Raw genomic sequence first — 14,714 nt, 5'->3', positions numbered from 1 at the left:
ACTTGAATAACAAGCCTCTGTGGTTTAATTCATTCGTGATGCTTGTATTTAGATCTATCTCTTAACTAGATTTTATATAAACTTACACTTATATCGTTTGCCATTATTGATTCTTGGGTTATCCCTTTTTCTACATTAGCCATTAATAGTTTTAGATTAGAAGGAATTAGTGCTGACACTCGTTCCCAATTTTGGTACTGATTACTAAATAGATCTGAACGTCCATGTTGTTTAAGCGCCTCTTTTGATAAATCTGGAACGAGCATATAATCAGCCCCTGATGCAAAGGCTAAAGAAATACCTTTAGGATCTGTATCAAACCAAGCGACAAGTTCTATATCTGGAAAAGTTAGAGCCATTTCTTTTGATATCACGCTACAATCCTTATCTCCTCGGTAGACGATAAGAGGATTCGGCTCCATGTCTGTTTTCACCAATCTAAATTTTGAAAATGCTTCGTAGTTTTCAACAATCACGATTTGATTGTGTTCAATACTTTTCAAACAACTTAGAGGGATTTCAATGTTCATGCCCTCTTCTAAATCGTACTTTCTGCCATTTATGTTCGTAGATAAAAGCCCATAAATTTTAATTACCTTGCCTTTGACAGGCCTTGAGCTTAACTTCTCGTTTGGAAAGAACTGAGCCATATCCGTTCGAGAATGTGGGATAGGGTCAGTTAAAAGATCAAAACCTGATTGTTCTTTAATTATTTTTCTAATTTGACGTATATCTCTAGGCGTCAGCTGTAGCTTCTCACCTCTGACGATACCAACACTAAAGTCGTGATGAAAAATCTCAAAAACGCCACTCAGCACTACATTGGTACCGTCTTTAACCTTCGCTGGAGAGAAAAGCTGTTTAAGCCGATTTAAATCACTACCAGTTATATCATCAATAATTCTACTCACCGTTTCCTCGCTATAGATACATCTTCTAAGTGAAGGTTGCCGTAACCTATATTGCTACCTGTTGCTAAATAGGTATAAGACCCAATAGGCTCGACGACAAAGCCTTTGCTATCTTCGGGAAGCATTGAGCTATGGAAGTTAAGCACGCTAAATAACCACACATCTTTAGCACAAGTGAGCTGGTCAAGATCTTCAGGTAAATCACTATTGATTTGCTCGTAATATTCCAAGGCGGAAATGCTGGTTTTTCCCTTCCCAATAAAAGCTTCAGCAAAAAATGTATCGCAATGAGAATCAATGTCCGCTTCAATCAGCTCTTGTATTTCAACATCAAGTGTCAATTCTCGGCGCTCAGCCTCTTCAACAACCGGAAGTTCTTCTTTTTCGACTGGCTGTGCCGTAATTTTCTCAACAATATCGGCCAATTCCGGCTCTTGGTCCATATCATCAGGATTTGGGTGATGTGCAAATTGAATAGGCTCTGAAAGCCAAAACGTCGGTATGCCATCGTGCTTTGCTATCTCATCGGGCAAAATCAAATAGTCACTTGGTGTCCAGTGTGGCTCTTGGTCTATGAAGCGGTCAAAGGCGTTGATCAGGTCTTTATCACGCTCTCGGTTACGATACTTCAGCATCAAAGCTCGAAGTTGAATTAGGATAGACCCGAGCTCTTGTTGGCAACTATGAATAGCACTGTGCATTTCAGTACAAAACAAGGTGTTTAGCTCTGAGTTATCTCCTGCAGTATCACTCAACAACTTAAAAGAGAAAGCTTTCATGCCACTAACAAGCTTTTCAGCTTGCTCTATAGCGACTTGATTCTCTTTTTGCTTTTGGACGAGAGTGTGACCATAACCAAAGTCATAACTGATACGGTTTCTTAGGCGACGACAAGATTCTTGCAAATCCATTGTGATTTCATAAACGACACCTTCTAGGCTATTAAACCTATCAGCCTCTTGCTCTCTTTTGCCATTTAATTTAGCTTCCAGGTATTCTTGTGCGAGACTCTGAATTTCTGGAATGCGCTCAGCGTGTTGTGTCCCAAGAAACGAACTTGCTTCCGTTTCAAGGAAATAGTTCATCAGTGCCTCCATCTTAGGATGTACACGGTAGCCGCGGCTTGTCACGATAACAACACGGGCTTCTTTTAACTTACGTAGATCGTTGGCGTTCTCATGAGTTTCACGTATCGTGCCATTTTCAAAAACATGAGTTAATGTGTCCTTTGCTTGGCTGATTAAGCTAAGCATGTGGTTGACACCACCATGTTTCCCATTGTTTTGAGAGCTCATCAAAAATCGAACTCCTCTTGGTTCTCGTTTGCTTTGTTAACTGCTTCAACGATCTTTTCATGGGTATCGATGAAATCGAGCACTTCGTAAATAAAATCTAACTTTCCTGTCATCACATAGAGCTGACGCTCTTTATTTACTAAATGAGCCACCCCTTCTTTAACCAAGAATTCGACGACTACATTGAGTTTTTCAGTTGCACTGTCACGCACTTTTTTTCGACTCACTTTTGGGAGTCGATAAATACTATCGAGTTTCTCCATCAAGCTAGGAGACGATTGGATTTGCGCACTAAGGACAGGCACACTTAACTCATCACCACCAACCATCACAGCTTCAACTTGAGCAGCCTCACTGACTGTCGCCACGAACTTAATCACAGGTCGAATGATACCGTGTACATTACTCATCAACGCGGTCACCTGACGACGATTGTGGTCGTCGATACTTTTATAGGTGACATAATAGGCGCTGGTTCGGCTCGTACATTGGAGCTCGCGGCTCATAAGAGTCAACGCTTGATTGATTTCTCGGCGTGTACGATCCTCTTTAAGCGTCTTGTAAGCTTCACGATCAGTTGCTGGACAGATAAAACGACCACTAAGCAGAGACTCTAAGACTTGTGATACTGGCTTCATGCTTCTACTCCTGTGCTAGTTTCTGCGGCTTTGGCTAACGCGAGTTTACTTAGTTTAGGTTTGTTGAAAATGTTCTTGTAAGGCGTTAAGTGGTACAGGTACTTAAATAAATTGGCTGTACGGTTATTGCCATCGGGCTGAGCCGCAATAACATTGAAGTTGTGTGTTCCCATCATCTTAAGCAGTTTGGCTTGATTTTCTGCCGTCAGCTTACCAATCTCATCAGTTGGGTAAGTTATTGATAGTCGACTTGCTCCACGTTGTTGCGTCAGTAGCGCTAAATACAACATGGATTGAATGAGTAAGTTAGTACCATTACTGGCCAAATCACGCATATCTTTATCTGTTTTGGCAGTTTTACGTAGGTTGTTCTCGATAACTTCAAACTTGATGTCAAACAGCTCAGTAGGCTTCTTAACTTTCTCGGCACTAATATGATAAGTCAGCGTATCTAAAGCATTGTAAAACTCTTTAGTTGGTAGCTCTGCAGATCCCGTTTTATCCCACTCTTCATAAATCTGAGAGAAGTTAATAATATCTTCCCAACCTTGTAGTTTGGAAAGTGTACTTTCGACGTTAATGTCAATAGAACCAACTACCGAAAAAGTATTATTGAGCTTTACTTGTTCGGAAATGTTACGACCAAGTTTCTTAATATCACGATCGAAGCCAAGTAGTCGGTGCTTGAAGTCAACGAGCATACGCCCCATGTTGACCGCACTTTCAATTGTTATACGGGTCACTTGAGGAATAATGTCATTCATGATTATTTCAAGAATATCTATTCGCTTAGAGTCACTAGCAACAATATCCTCTGTAATAGTGTTTCGGCTGCTTTCATTCCAGAAACGATACAGCTCCCCGTCACCAAGGTTGAGAGTGATAGTTTCCATCTGTTGTATCTCTTTTTTACGTTGCTTAGTAAGCCCCTCTAGTTTTGGTAGCTTGCTCTCCACATCACTCAATAGTGAATTTAAATCGCAGTTATAATCGAGCGCCTCTTGGCTCCCTTCTTCGCCCTCAAACATCACGTAGTTAGTTAGGCGAGAGATGGCACTGTCAGCTCGCTGTTTATGGTTCTTTAAGATAGAGAGTTTTTCATCAAACTCTTTCTTGGTTCGATTAGCTTCGACTCTAAGCTCTTTCAGTTTGGTTTCTAAAGATTTAACTTCTTGATGCACAGCTTCAAGTTCTTTTGCCTTAGTATTACGATCGTCACGCCTCTTAGGGTCATCCACTTCATAAATAGCAATCCATGTCTCATATTCTTTGATCTTATGAGACTTCGCTTTTAAGTTTTTGATTTGATTATCAAGAAATTCAATTTCTTCTTTATAGCGTTGATAGATTTCACCGCTAATACCTTGCTCGCTCAACCGCTGTTCATACTCCGTTTTGATACGCTGTTTGTTCTCGCCTAACGTCAAAGTACTTTTTGCCAGTAGTTCGTCTATAGCGCCGATCGTGAGAGCAAGTGATGATTCAATATTGCCAATTTGAGTAAGCCTATCGTTGCTTAGCTCTAATTTTGCCTCTTTAAAACGCTCAAGCGCCAATGAGACTTCTCGCTCAATCTGGGATATGGCTTTCTCAATCGATTTGATGCTTATATTTATTTTTTCGATTAAGCCCTCTTTTGCACGGGCAATCTCTATTTTCTTATTGTTAAGGTTAACCTTAGTTTGAGCTAGGTCACCTTCAGCGTTGCGCAGCTCATTGCGTAGTCGTGACAACTCTAGACCTGACTGTTTAACAGCAGAGTTATTTTTTGAAATTTTCTTATTAAAATCGATCTCTGCATCGTCAAGCTCATCGATAAGATCCATCAAATTAGCTTGCTCTTCGAGATCAGCTTTATTGGTGACACTACAATCAGCTAGGTTGCTCGTATCGATGTATAAGTCATACATAGAACCTGAATCTTCAGTCATTGATGGTGTGAGTGTCGTGTCCATCAAAAGCTCATCGGTAAGAACACGACCAAGTGGAGAGCTTTGCCATCCCTGTCGATTAGCTTCTAGGAACGAGAACAAGGTTCCTGAATCTGGGTCTAATCGGTTACTGACTACTTTGAATCTCGCTTCGGCATCACGCTTGTTACGACGAGTGTCTTCTAATCTTTCGAGTAGCTTTTCACGTTTAGTTTGTAAATTGACTCCTTCCTTCTCTCTCACAAGTGTCGTGTGTTTTAGCATATCTACTTGTTCTTGCAATCTGTCTTTCTCAGACTCCAACTGCTCTCTCTGTTCAATGAGAAGCTCATCAATATCAGGATTCTTTAGCCGCTGCTTTTGAGTGGCGAGTTCAGCCTTACGATCCATAAGAATCGAAGATTTTTCAGTAGTAAAACTTGTATGAGATTCGGTCAGTTCCTTTAACTGTGGCTGATACACAGCGTCTATCTTGTCTTTCTTAACCTTGAATTCTTTTTCGGCATCAAGTTTTTGCTCTATTAGGTCAGACTTTTCTTTATTGAACTTACTAACAAGGCTTTGTTTGTCTTTCTCATGCTTTGCTTTAGCATCATTGAACTTAATTTCAAGATCGGCGTAACTTTGTCTTTGATGTGTCACCTTATCTTCCATTTCTGGAAGTTGCTTAAGCTTAACCGACAGTTCTGGGTAACCATTATTTTCGTATGTTATAAGCTTGCTGTGATGAACGTCGATCTCAGACTCAATACTTGTAATAGAACGTTGAAGAGCATTCTGTCGAACCTCTTTATCGAGCTTTTTTTCATTAATTTCGCCAATCTGCCTATCGCTATTCTCAAGAAAGTCTGCGCGCATTAGATCTGTTTTCTTACGGGACTCATCAAGGTTTTCAGAGGCTTCACGAATGATTGTTAAGGCATTGGCGAGCTGAGTGGTTAAGTACGCGATCTGCTGATTGTTCGCAATAGCTTCAATGAATGCGTCTTTTTTATCTAGGAAAGCTGTTAGACCGCTGTAGTCATCGCACCATTGTTCAATTCTGTTCGCATCCACACCAAATTCTAGTGTGCTATTACCTTGTTCAAGAATATCAAGAAAAAGCGCCTTGGTGTCGGCCATGTTGAATTCACCCTGAATCAATGCGGCGGTGATTTTTTCGATATGACGAACATCATGACGGCCAGAGCACAAAGAGTAGCTTAGGAACTGATTGCTCAAATTCCCTGCATTAATGTTTTGGATAATTTCGCGGTACTCTTTGACGCTAGTAATACGCGACTCGTAATCTAAACCGTTAGCGTTCAACTCCGCGACCAGCTTTGTACAACCGATAGCGTAAGGTTTTTCTTCGCTATCTTGTTTAATAATCACTGATTGCTCAAACTGACCTTTAACGAAAAGGTACACAATGCCACCTTTAGTACTGAGGTTTCGATAACAAATGACATGAGCAACTTGACCACGAGCAGTAATGTACTCGAAAACAATATAACTGTTGTTGTGTGGTAAGTACCATTCTGCAAAGGGCTTATTGACATTCGATTTCCTGACGATCTGTGTACCAGTCGCTCCATAAAAGAACGGAATGAGCCTTAATAATGATGTTTTTCCTTCTCCGTTACCGCCAGTGATCTGAGTGGGAGCGTCAAAAGAATACTCAGAAAACATCTTGTTTTTCTGATAAGAATTTATTGCGATAACTTTGGTCAATCCGGCATACATCATCGTATCTATCTCGAGTTATGTTGTTTTTCTTGACTGAAAATCAACCAGTTTGAATTTGTGGCAACTAAATCAGGTTGCAGCTGCCATATAATTTATGCTCTCACAGAAATGGCTTCTGAATCTAATACGCCCTTCTCAATATCCATAATAAATATATGTACTTTATGGCTACATGTATATACTGTACACATCAACATGTAACATTTGTGAGCAGGAACATGATTCAAGTAGATATTAAGTGGGACCAACAAGTAAGATTTCGATTAATTGAAATCATAGCCCAGTGGGAAGGTCGACTGACAACAAATCACCTATGTGACGCTTTTCATATAGGCCGCCAACAGGCTTCTAGAGATATCAATAAATACATTAGTCTTGTAGGCCAAGATCAATTGATACTAGATAGGACAATTAAGGGTTACAGGCCAGCAGATAGCTTTAAGCCTCTATTTACTCAAGGTACTGCTCATGAATATCTTATGATGCTTCATCAACAGTATAACCAAGAAGAAACATTTGAATTCTTTAATTGGGGGGAAGCTCAATCGACAGTATTGAATGTTCCAGAAAGGGCTATATCACCAAAAATCGTTCGAAATTTAATTGCTGCCGCAAGAGCTAATCTTCGCGTGGATATTGATTACGTGTCCCTCTCAACACCTGAAATTCGAGGACGTATAATTGCTCCTCATAGTTTGGTCTATGATGGTATTAGATGGCATGTGAGAGCATTTTGTGAAGATAGAAATAGTTATCGTGACTTTGTATTAAGCCGTTTTAGGAACGAACCTGACTTAATGGATAAATCACCAAATACGCGAGAATATGATGATGATTGGAATCACCAAGTGAAATTAACGATTACACCTAACCCCTACTTATCTGAAAAACAACAATGTATCGTTGCTGACGATTATGCTATGAAAAATAAAGAGTTAGAAATCACAACTCGCAGAGCTTTAGTACATTATTACTTACGTCGTATGGGAACAACACAAGATGAAGGGTTACTAAAAAAAGAACCGGAAGTTCATCAATTAACCGCACGTTTTGACGAATTTTGTTCATAGGAATAATAAGTACAAAAAAGCCCACACTAGGTGGGCTTTTTTGTTTGTTCATAAAGAACGAATTTGGTGCCCGCTACTGGACTCGAACCAGTGACACCTTGCATGTCATGCAAGTACTCTAACCAACTGAGCTAAGCGGGCAAATCGTTAACAGGGAAGTAATTGATTTCTCCTTGAGAACGAGATGGATAATATCGAGTTCTTTTTATCTCTGCAAGTCTTTTTTTATGATTATCAACTGTTTGGTTATTTCTTATCCAAGTCTACTATAATAAACTAAGATATTGATAGAATAACCATTTTACAATACAATCTAGGATACTGTTAATAGGGATTTTACCTCATGCCTCAATCGCGATTTCAACGCTTCTTGTTTTTACAACCTATTATTATTTTACTTTTAGTTGGCATGGCTATCATATCTTTAGCATTTAGCGCCCAAAGCTTTCGCTCTGTAGAGAAAACCATCCGTACTTCCTCATTTCAGGCCTTTAATAACTCTATCGAAGCAAGTTACGACATTGTAGATACCGCATTGAATGAATCCATTAAGCGTTACTTAAAAGGGATTGTTGTTACTTCAACTAAATTTATCACTCAAATCCAGTCTTCAGATTCACTTAGCCAAGAGCAAAAATCGTCTTTAATCCAAGGGTACATTAACTCTAGCAAAATTGGAGATACAGGCTACCCTTACATTTTAAGTTCTAAAGGTGAACTAATATACCACCCCATTTTTCAAGGGCGTAATGTCGGGCAATATCTTCATATAAAAGAACAAATCAAAAACGATGATCATTTTGTGGAATATTTATGGACCAACCCTGGTGAAAAAAAACCTCGAAAAAAAATCACCTACTCTATTTATATAGAAGAATTTGATTTTATTGTCTCAGCCAGTGCTTATAAAGATGAATTAATCCACTTTATTAATAAAGACATTCTAAAGGATAAACTAAACAAATATCAGTATGGTGATACTGGCTATGTCTATGTGATCGATCTAGATGGGGATCTTATCTTACATCCTACTTATGAAGGAAATAATGTTCGCGATTTAATCGGCTCTCATGCTGATGGGTTGTTAAATAAGATCAAACATGCAGCCAATCAATACAATTTACAAATGAACCAAGTCCCTAACTCATCTGTTATTTCTGTTCGAAGCACTGATGTTGAAAGCTATTCTTATCAAATAACCTTAGATGATATTTCTTATCAAAAAGATGTGTTATTCATCTACTACCCTTATCTAGATTGGGCTATCGTTTCTGGTATCTCTCGTGATGAATTAAACCGTCCAACCAATACCTTACTTTATAGCCTAATTGCACTGATTGTTAGTTTATCAACAATTATCCTGACTTTATTGCTATTGCTGAATCATAGGCATAAAAGATTAGTCAGCGTCCTTAACCGTGATTACCTAACCGGGCTATATAACCGAAGAGTATTTCATGACAAAGTGGTACCTCTAATCTCTATAGATAATGGGGTTAATGCGTTTGTTCCCTACTCTATCGTCTTGCTTGATATTGATTTCTTTAAGCATATTAATGACACATACGGACACCTTGTAGGCGATAAAATCATTGCTGTTGTTGGTAAAGCTATATCTCAACATTCCAATATATTATCTGCTCGTTATGGCGGTGAAGAGTTTATCTTCTTTATTAGAGAAAGTGACCCTAAAAAAGTGATTGAATTTACTGAAATGATTCGTCATCAAATAGATAATTACAATACACTGCATGAGAAGATCACATTGAGTGCAGGTATCACGACCATTAGTAAGCCAAATATCTTATTAGATGATGTCATTGAGCAAGCAGATAAGGCACTATATCATTCCAAAAATACAGGGCGTGATAAAATTACTCATTATCAAGATATTTAGAAAAAACTGGGATATAGAAATAATTGACAAGTGCAGAGGTTGGACTAGGCTAAATAAAGTAACGCTCTCCATTTTATTGCGCTAAGCTCATTGAGCTATTTCCTAAGCCCGTAGCTAGAAGTCGTTACGGGCTATTTTTTAGGGATGCTATCTAGTAAACTTACTCTGCTTGAGTCGCTACTAGATGAATACCATCTTTTTCAATGGTGATTTTACCCGCTTTATATAGACCGCCAATCGTCTTTTTGAAGGTTCCTTTACTTGTTCTGAACTCAGCAAAGATAGCTTCTGGCGTTGACTTATCACTTAGAGGTAAGAATCCTTCTTTTTTCTCTAGTGTTGCGATTACTTTTTCACTTAGCTCATCCATACGAGCCACACCTGGGCGTTGTAGAGACAGTGAAATTTTACCATCTTCACGCATTTCAGCGATAAAGGCTTTTAGTTGCTTACCAATGAATAGCTTACCAAATACATCAGAGTGGAAAATCAAACCCCAATGCTCGCCATTGATTACGGCTTTGTAGCCAAGATCAGTACGTTCTGCAATTAAGATATCAACCTGTTGGCCTTTCTCATAATTTGCAGGCGTGTTATCTAACCATTTGTTAAAACGAGTCGTACCAACAATACGGCTAGATGCTTTATCGATGTATACATAAACAAGGATATTTTGACCTTCTTCTAAGCGGCCACGTTGCTCACTGAATGGCACTAATAAGTCTTTTTTAGCGATACCCCAATCCACAAACGCACCAATGCTGTTTGTACCAATCACATTCATTAAACCGAATTGACCAACTTGTGCTTTTGGTGTTTCTGTAGAGGCTACCACTTCATTTTCTGAATCAAGATAAATAAACACATCAAGGGCTTCGCCTACTTCTGTGCCTTCTGGAACAAAACGACTTGGAAGAAGAATCGAACCATAATCATCGCCATCTAAAAAGACACCAAAATCTACAGTTTTTGTTACTTCTAATTTGTTGATTTGACCAATTTTAATCATTACTTCAATTCCTAAATAAAATACTCGGCGATTATACCTGAACTCTGATATGCTTGCTGTATGAATTACCATTTTTATAGGAATTTCCTGTGATTACAGTTGGTAAGAAAGATGGCTTATCACTAAAAATCTCACATATTGTTGAAGAATCTAAGCAACATGAACTGGAAATGTATCTTTTCATTCCCGGAGAGCTTGGTTTAAACAAAGACATGATTTCTGAATCTGAGTTTTATTACAACTCAATCCAGAGTCAGCGTACGTATTTCAGTGATAAAAATCACCTCCCTCTTGTACACTCTCGTCTTGCTCAACGTGGCCGCCTGTCTACTGAACAATATCGTTTAAGTTTGAGTTTGTACGCCTATCAATATGACCTTGCATTAGAAAAAGCAGTACAGCAACTTAATGACACCTCACGTGAGGAGATCACTCATCAAGAGGTGGATGATGCAATAGATCTTGCTGTTGATATCCTTCGTAAGTTACGTCGTAACGTTCCATATGATGATGCTTTAAAGCGTTACTATGCCAATATTGATAACTATCTATCCTGGTATACTGAACAACGCTTTCTCTCTTTATTGGCGCATATGCCAAGAAATGAAGAGTATAAACTGGTTAAAGAGCGCCTTATCGATATCTGTGAGAAAGAGGTACTGCACCGTTTAGATAAGAGTTATAACTCTGGTAAAGCGCGTGAAGATATCACTCGAATGTCGAACAAAATGCGCTTATTGCGTCGTTTAATTGAATTCCCTATCGTACTCAAAGAGAAGAATTTAGCGCTTGGTAAACATATTAAACGTATGGTTAAAGGTGGTGCTACTGCCGTTGTGATGATCTTTGTGTCTTTAATGGTTATCCAAGCTCGTGGATTTTTGGGAGAGATTACCGCTTCTTTCATTTTTGCAATTTCATTTATTTATGCCATGCGTGAGGTCTTTAAAGATGACTTACGTGATGTGATGTGGCGTTGGATACGTAAAGGGCAACCTAAGTGGCGTAAACGCTACCTTGATCCAACGACCAATACCTATGTTGGCAGAAAATTAGAATGGCTTGATTACATGACGTTTTCTGAACTAGATTCTGATATTCAAAAGCTACGAAAACATCGCGTGGTGCAACGTGAAGAAGTGGTCCTTTCATACAAAAGCCAAACTAAAATGGCCATCACTAAATTTATGACGGGTTATGAACAAACTCGTGAAACTATGCTGGTCGATCTTCGCCCTATTGCTCGTTTAATGGAGAAAGGCTCACAGAAGATTTATCACTTAAACGATGGACAAGTAAGTAAAGAGTCTGTTGAGAAACGCCATTTAATTAATTTAATTGTTCGCGAAACGATGGATGATTACAGTACTCAATTGCATCGTTGGAAGATCATTGTTAATCGCTCAAAAATCATTGATATTGAAAAAATTGAAATTGTGAGCAAGTAACCTTCAATTTATTGCATTAAAAAACGCCTTTAGTTTAGACACTAAAGGCGTTTCTATATTCACTAGCTATAAATTTACTTGGGAATATAAATTATGCAGTAATAACAACGTCCGTCGCATTTAATTGATCAAGCAATTCTTGAATACGTGGATTTTGAGCTAATTCATCAATTGTAGTTACTACTGGCTTATTAGCTTTTTTAGCTGCCTGAATCGCATGACCTACTAAGTGTAATACGGCTTCATTTTGTGGATCAAAGTGGTGCTCTAAAGCATCATTTTGTTTATCAACGCCAAGTGCAAATTGCGTCAGTGTATCTACATTTACAACCATACCATCGAAATATTGTAGTAATTTATCAGCCATTAGTGCAGCAGCAGGAACATCACATACAAAATGTACTTTTAGGCCGTTTAAACCACGTGGTAACCCTTGAATTGCTAAACGATCAATAATGGTTGCAGCATCACTTAAGTTACGAACAAACGGAACTACGATTTGGACACTAACGGATGTACTTGCCATGACTTTCTTGATCACGGCACACTCTAGCGCAAACTGCTCAGTACTTGCTTCTGATGCAAAACGAGTTACACCACGTACACCCATAATAGGGTTAGCTTCTGTTGCTTCTACCTGACCACCAAGTAAACCAGAAAAAGCAGCGCTATCAGCATCTGAAAATGAGATTTTCACTTCTGTCGTTGATTCTTTTATATGCGCTAGAATTTCACTTGCTAACGTATCAATAAAGTGTGTTTTACCATCTACAGCACTTTCTATTATCATCGATAAGCTTTGTTTATCAATATCACTCATTGTAGGCGCTTTAATTACAGCCTTTGGATGATAAAATAAATGCTCTTGAATTAATCCAGCAATAGAAACATACATTGATGTTTCTGAATCGGTTTGAGATTGATAAGAAGGTAAACTCGCAACACGCGTTAATGTTGGTAAAATAGTATCAGTCATGTTTGCTCCAATGAACTCATTGCTCGGTTTCATTATTAAATGTTATTTATGTTGAACATACCGATACATGAGCAACAACTCAAGTCTAAAAGATACAATACGTTAACTTTTCTTTCCACTTATCACTCTCTCTAAAAATTTTGGGTTTCATCCCTTGTGATTTTCCGCTATCTTACTCCGGTGTATTAAAGAATTAACAGGCGAAATTATGCCATTTCAAACAGATGAACTTCGTACTCAGCCTTTAGGCCCTATGCCAACACCGGCTGAATTAACAGCGGCTCACCCTATTACGGATGATGTTGCTCAGCATATTGAACAATCACGTTCACACGTTGAAGCAATTTTAACGGGTGAAGACAAGCGTCTACTCGTTATTGTGGGTCCATGCTCTGTTCATGATACAGAAGCGGCATTGGATTACGCACAGCGTTTAGCAAGCGTTCAAGATCAGTATAAAGATGAATTATTCATTGTTATGCGTACCTACTTTGAAAAGCCACGTACTATTGTAGGTTGGAAAGGGTTAATAACCGATCCTAATTTAGATGGCAGCTATGCACTTGAAGCTGGCTTACATAAAGCTCGTAAGTTGTTACTAGATATTAATAAACTGGGTTTAGCGACTGCAACTGAGTTTTTAGATATGATCACGGGACAATACATTTCAGATTTAATTACGTGGGGTGCCATTGGTGCTCGTACGACTGAATCTCAAATTCACCGTGAAATGGCTTCTGCCCTATCTTGCCCTGTGGGTTTTAAAAACGGAACTAATGGCAACACTCAGATTGCAATGGATGCAATTCGAGCTTCTAAAGCCTCTCATTATTTCTACTCACCAGATAAACAAGGCCGCATGACGGTGTACCGCACTGCGGGCAACCCATTTGGTCATGTTATTCTTCGTGGTGGTAGTGATAAGCCAAACTATGACATTGATTCAGTGACGGATGCGTGTCAGCGTTTAGACGAAGTAGGTTTACCACCTCACCTGATTGTTGATTTCAGCCACGCGAACTGTGAAAAGCAACACCGTCGCCAGCTTGATGTAGCCAAAGATATTTGTGCTCAAATCGAATCAGGCAGCAATAAAGTCGTTGGTATTATGGCTGAAAGCTTCATTGTTGAAGGCAACCAACCAATGACTGATTTGAACAACCTAACTTATGGCAAGTCGATTACTGATCCATGCCTAAGCTGGGAAGATACCGTGACTATGTTAGACATGTTATCAAACACACTTAAAACATCTCGTTAATTTAAGGATTAAAACTATGCCTGCTTTTGATATCGTTTCTGAAGTTGATAATGTTGAACTAAAAAATGCGGTAGATAATGCTACTCGTGAATTAGCTACTCGTTTCGATTTTCGTGGCGTTGATGCTAGCTTTGAATTAAAAGGCGAAAACATCAAGATTAAAGCGGAAGATGACTTCCAACTGTCTCAGTTAGTAGATATCTTACGTGGTAACCTTGCAAAACGTGGTGTTGATGCTCGTTCAATGGACATTAAAGACGCTGTTCATTCTGGTAAAAACTTTTACCAAGACATCGACTTTAAACAAGGTGTTGATACGCTGATTGCTAAGAAATTAGTAAAAGAGATCAAAGCATCAAAAATTAAAGTTCAAGCGGCAATCCAAGGCGAACAACTTCGTATTACTGGTAAGAATCGTGATGATCTTCAAGCTGCAATGGCGCTTGTGCGTGAAGGTGACTTTGGTCAACCTTTCCAGTTCACAAACTTCCGTGACTAATCTAGTTCTCATATAGTAAGTATCTAAAAAACATCGCTGTTTGATAGATAT

Annotated in this window: 11 protein-coding genes and 1 tRNA gene; 5 read left to right on the top strand and 7 right to left on the bottom strand. The window is 38.8% G+C overall.

The window, feature by feature from the left end; all coding sequences use genetic code 11:
• Window positions 1–65 precede the first annotated feature (65 nt).
• The 4 genes from ACU5DF_RS11205 to ACU5DF_RS11190 are packed head-to-tail and all read right to left on the bottom strand — an operon-like array spanning window position 66 to window position 6,500.
• On the bottom strand, window positions 66–911 hold the full coding sequence (locus ACU5DF_RS11205) for a DUF7281 domain-containing protein (RefSeq protein ID WP_446712908.1): 846 nt from the start codon (window positions 909–911) through the stop codon (window positions 66–68).
• Entirely contained in the window at window positions 908–2,206 is a 1,299-nt protein-coding gene (locus tag ACU5DF_RS11200) for a hypothetical protein (protein WP_446712907.1), read from the bottom strand. Before ACU5DF_RS11200 ends, ACU5DF_RS11205 begins: the two co-directional genes overlap by 4 nt.
• Window positions 2,206–2,844, bottom strand: a complete 639-nt coding sequence (locus ACU5DF_RS11195; RefSeq protein WP_446712906.1) for a hypothetical protein — start codon at window positions 2,842–2,844, stop codon at window positions 2,206–2,208. Before ACU5DF_RS11195 ends, ACU5DF_RS11200 begins: the two co-directional genes overlap by 1 nt.
• Window positions 2,841–6,500: an ATP-binding protein gene (locus tag ACU5DF_RS11190; protein WP_446714227.1), complete on the bottom strand. Its 3,660-nt coding sequence runs from the start codon at window positions 6,498–6,500 to the stop codon at window positions 2,841–2,843. Before ACU5DF_RS11190 ends, ACU5DF_RS11195 begins: the two co-directional genes overlap by 4 nt.
• Before the next feature lie 221 nt (window positions 6,501–6,721).
• Here ACU5DF_RS11190 and ACU5DF_RS11185 point away from each other — a divergent pair, with 221 nt between their 5' ends.
• The gene (locus tag ACU5DF_RS11185; RefSeq protein WP_446712905.1) at window positions 6,722–7,573 is read left to right on the top strand and encodes a BrxR family helix-turn-helix transcriptional regulator; all 852 of its coding nucleotides are present in this window, start codon (window positions 6,722–6,724) and stop codon (window positions 7,571–7,573) included.
• A gap of 64 nt (window positions 7,574–7,637) precedes the next feature.
• Here ACU5DF_RS11185 and ACU5DF_RS11180 read toward each other — a convergent pair.
• A tRNA-Val gene (locus ACU5DF_RS11180) sits at window positions 7,638–7,714 on the bottom strand.
• A 202-nt stretch (window positions 7,715–7,916) separates the two neighbouring features.
• Between ACU5DF_RS11180 and ACU5DF_RS11175 the strand changes: the two genes are divergently transcribed.
• On the top strand, window positions 7,917–9,470 hold the full coding sequence (locus ACU5DF_RS11175) for a diguanylate cyclase (RefSeq protein ID WP_446712904.1): 1,554 nt from the start codon (window positions 7,917–7,919) through the stop codon (window positions 9,468–9,470).
• Between the two features lie 160 nt (window positions 9,471–9,630).
• Here the strand turns inward: ACU5DF_RS11175 and ACU5DF_RS11170 are convergent, their stop codons facing one another.
• Window positions 9,631–10,479, bottom strand: a complete 849-nt coding sequence (locus ACU5DF_RS11170) for a CvfB family protein (RefSeq protein ID WP_446712903.1) — start codon at window positions 10,477–10,479, stop codon at window positions 9,631–9,633.
• Between the two features lie 89 nt (window positions 10,480–10,568).
• Here ACU5DF_RS11170 and ACU5DF_RS11165 point away from each other — a divergent pair, with 89 nt between their 5' ends.
• A complete protein-coding gene (locus ACU5DF_RS11165; protein ID WP_446712902.1) occupies window positions 10,569–11,927 on the top strand; it encodes a hypothetical protein in 1,359 nt (452 codons plus the stop codon).
• A gap of 91 nt (window positions 11,928–12,018) precedes the next feature.
• On the opposite strand, the gene ACU5DF_RS11160 is transcribed toward ACU5DF_RS11165, so the two are convergent.
• The gene (locus ACU5DF_RS11160; RefSeq protein WP_446712901.1) at window positions 12,019–12,903 is read right to left on the bottom strand and encodes a putative PEP-binding protein; all 885 of its coding nucleotides are present in this window, start codon (window positions 12,901–12,903) and stop codon (window positions 12,019–12,021) included.
• A gap of 208 nt (window positions 12,904–13,111) precedes the next feature.
• Between ACU5DF_RS11160 and ACU5DF_RS11155 the strand changes: the two genes are divergently transcribed.
• Together ACU5DF_RS11155 and ACU5DF_RS11150 are read left to right on the top strand one after the other, a co-directional pair.
• The gene (locus tag ACU5DF_RS11155; protein WP_446712900.1) at window positions 13,112–14,164 is read left to right on the top strand and encodes a 3-deoxy-7-phosphoheptulonate synthase; all 1,053 of its coding nucleotides are present in this window, start codon (window positions 13,112–13,114) and stop codon (window positions 14,162–14,164) included.
• 16 nt (window positions 14,165–14,180) lie between these two features.
• Window positions 14,181–14,663 carry a YajQ family cyclic di-GMP-binding protein gene (locus ACU5DF_RS11150; RefSeq protein WP_045102132.1) on the top strand — a complete coding sequence of 161 codons (483 nt, stop codon included), beginning with the start codon at window positions 14,181–14,183 and terminating at the stop codon, window positions 14,661–14,663.
• The last annotated feature ends 51 nt before the right edge of the window (window positions 14,664–14,714 follow it).

The sequence above is a fragment of the Aliivibrio wodanis genome (genome assembly GCF_052920805.1).
Note: the sequence above shows the minus strand (reverse complement) of the source record. Positions and strands in the feature narration are given on the sequence as shown.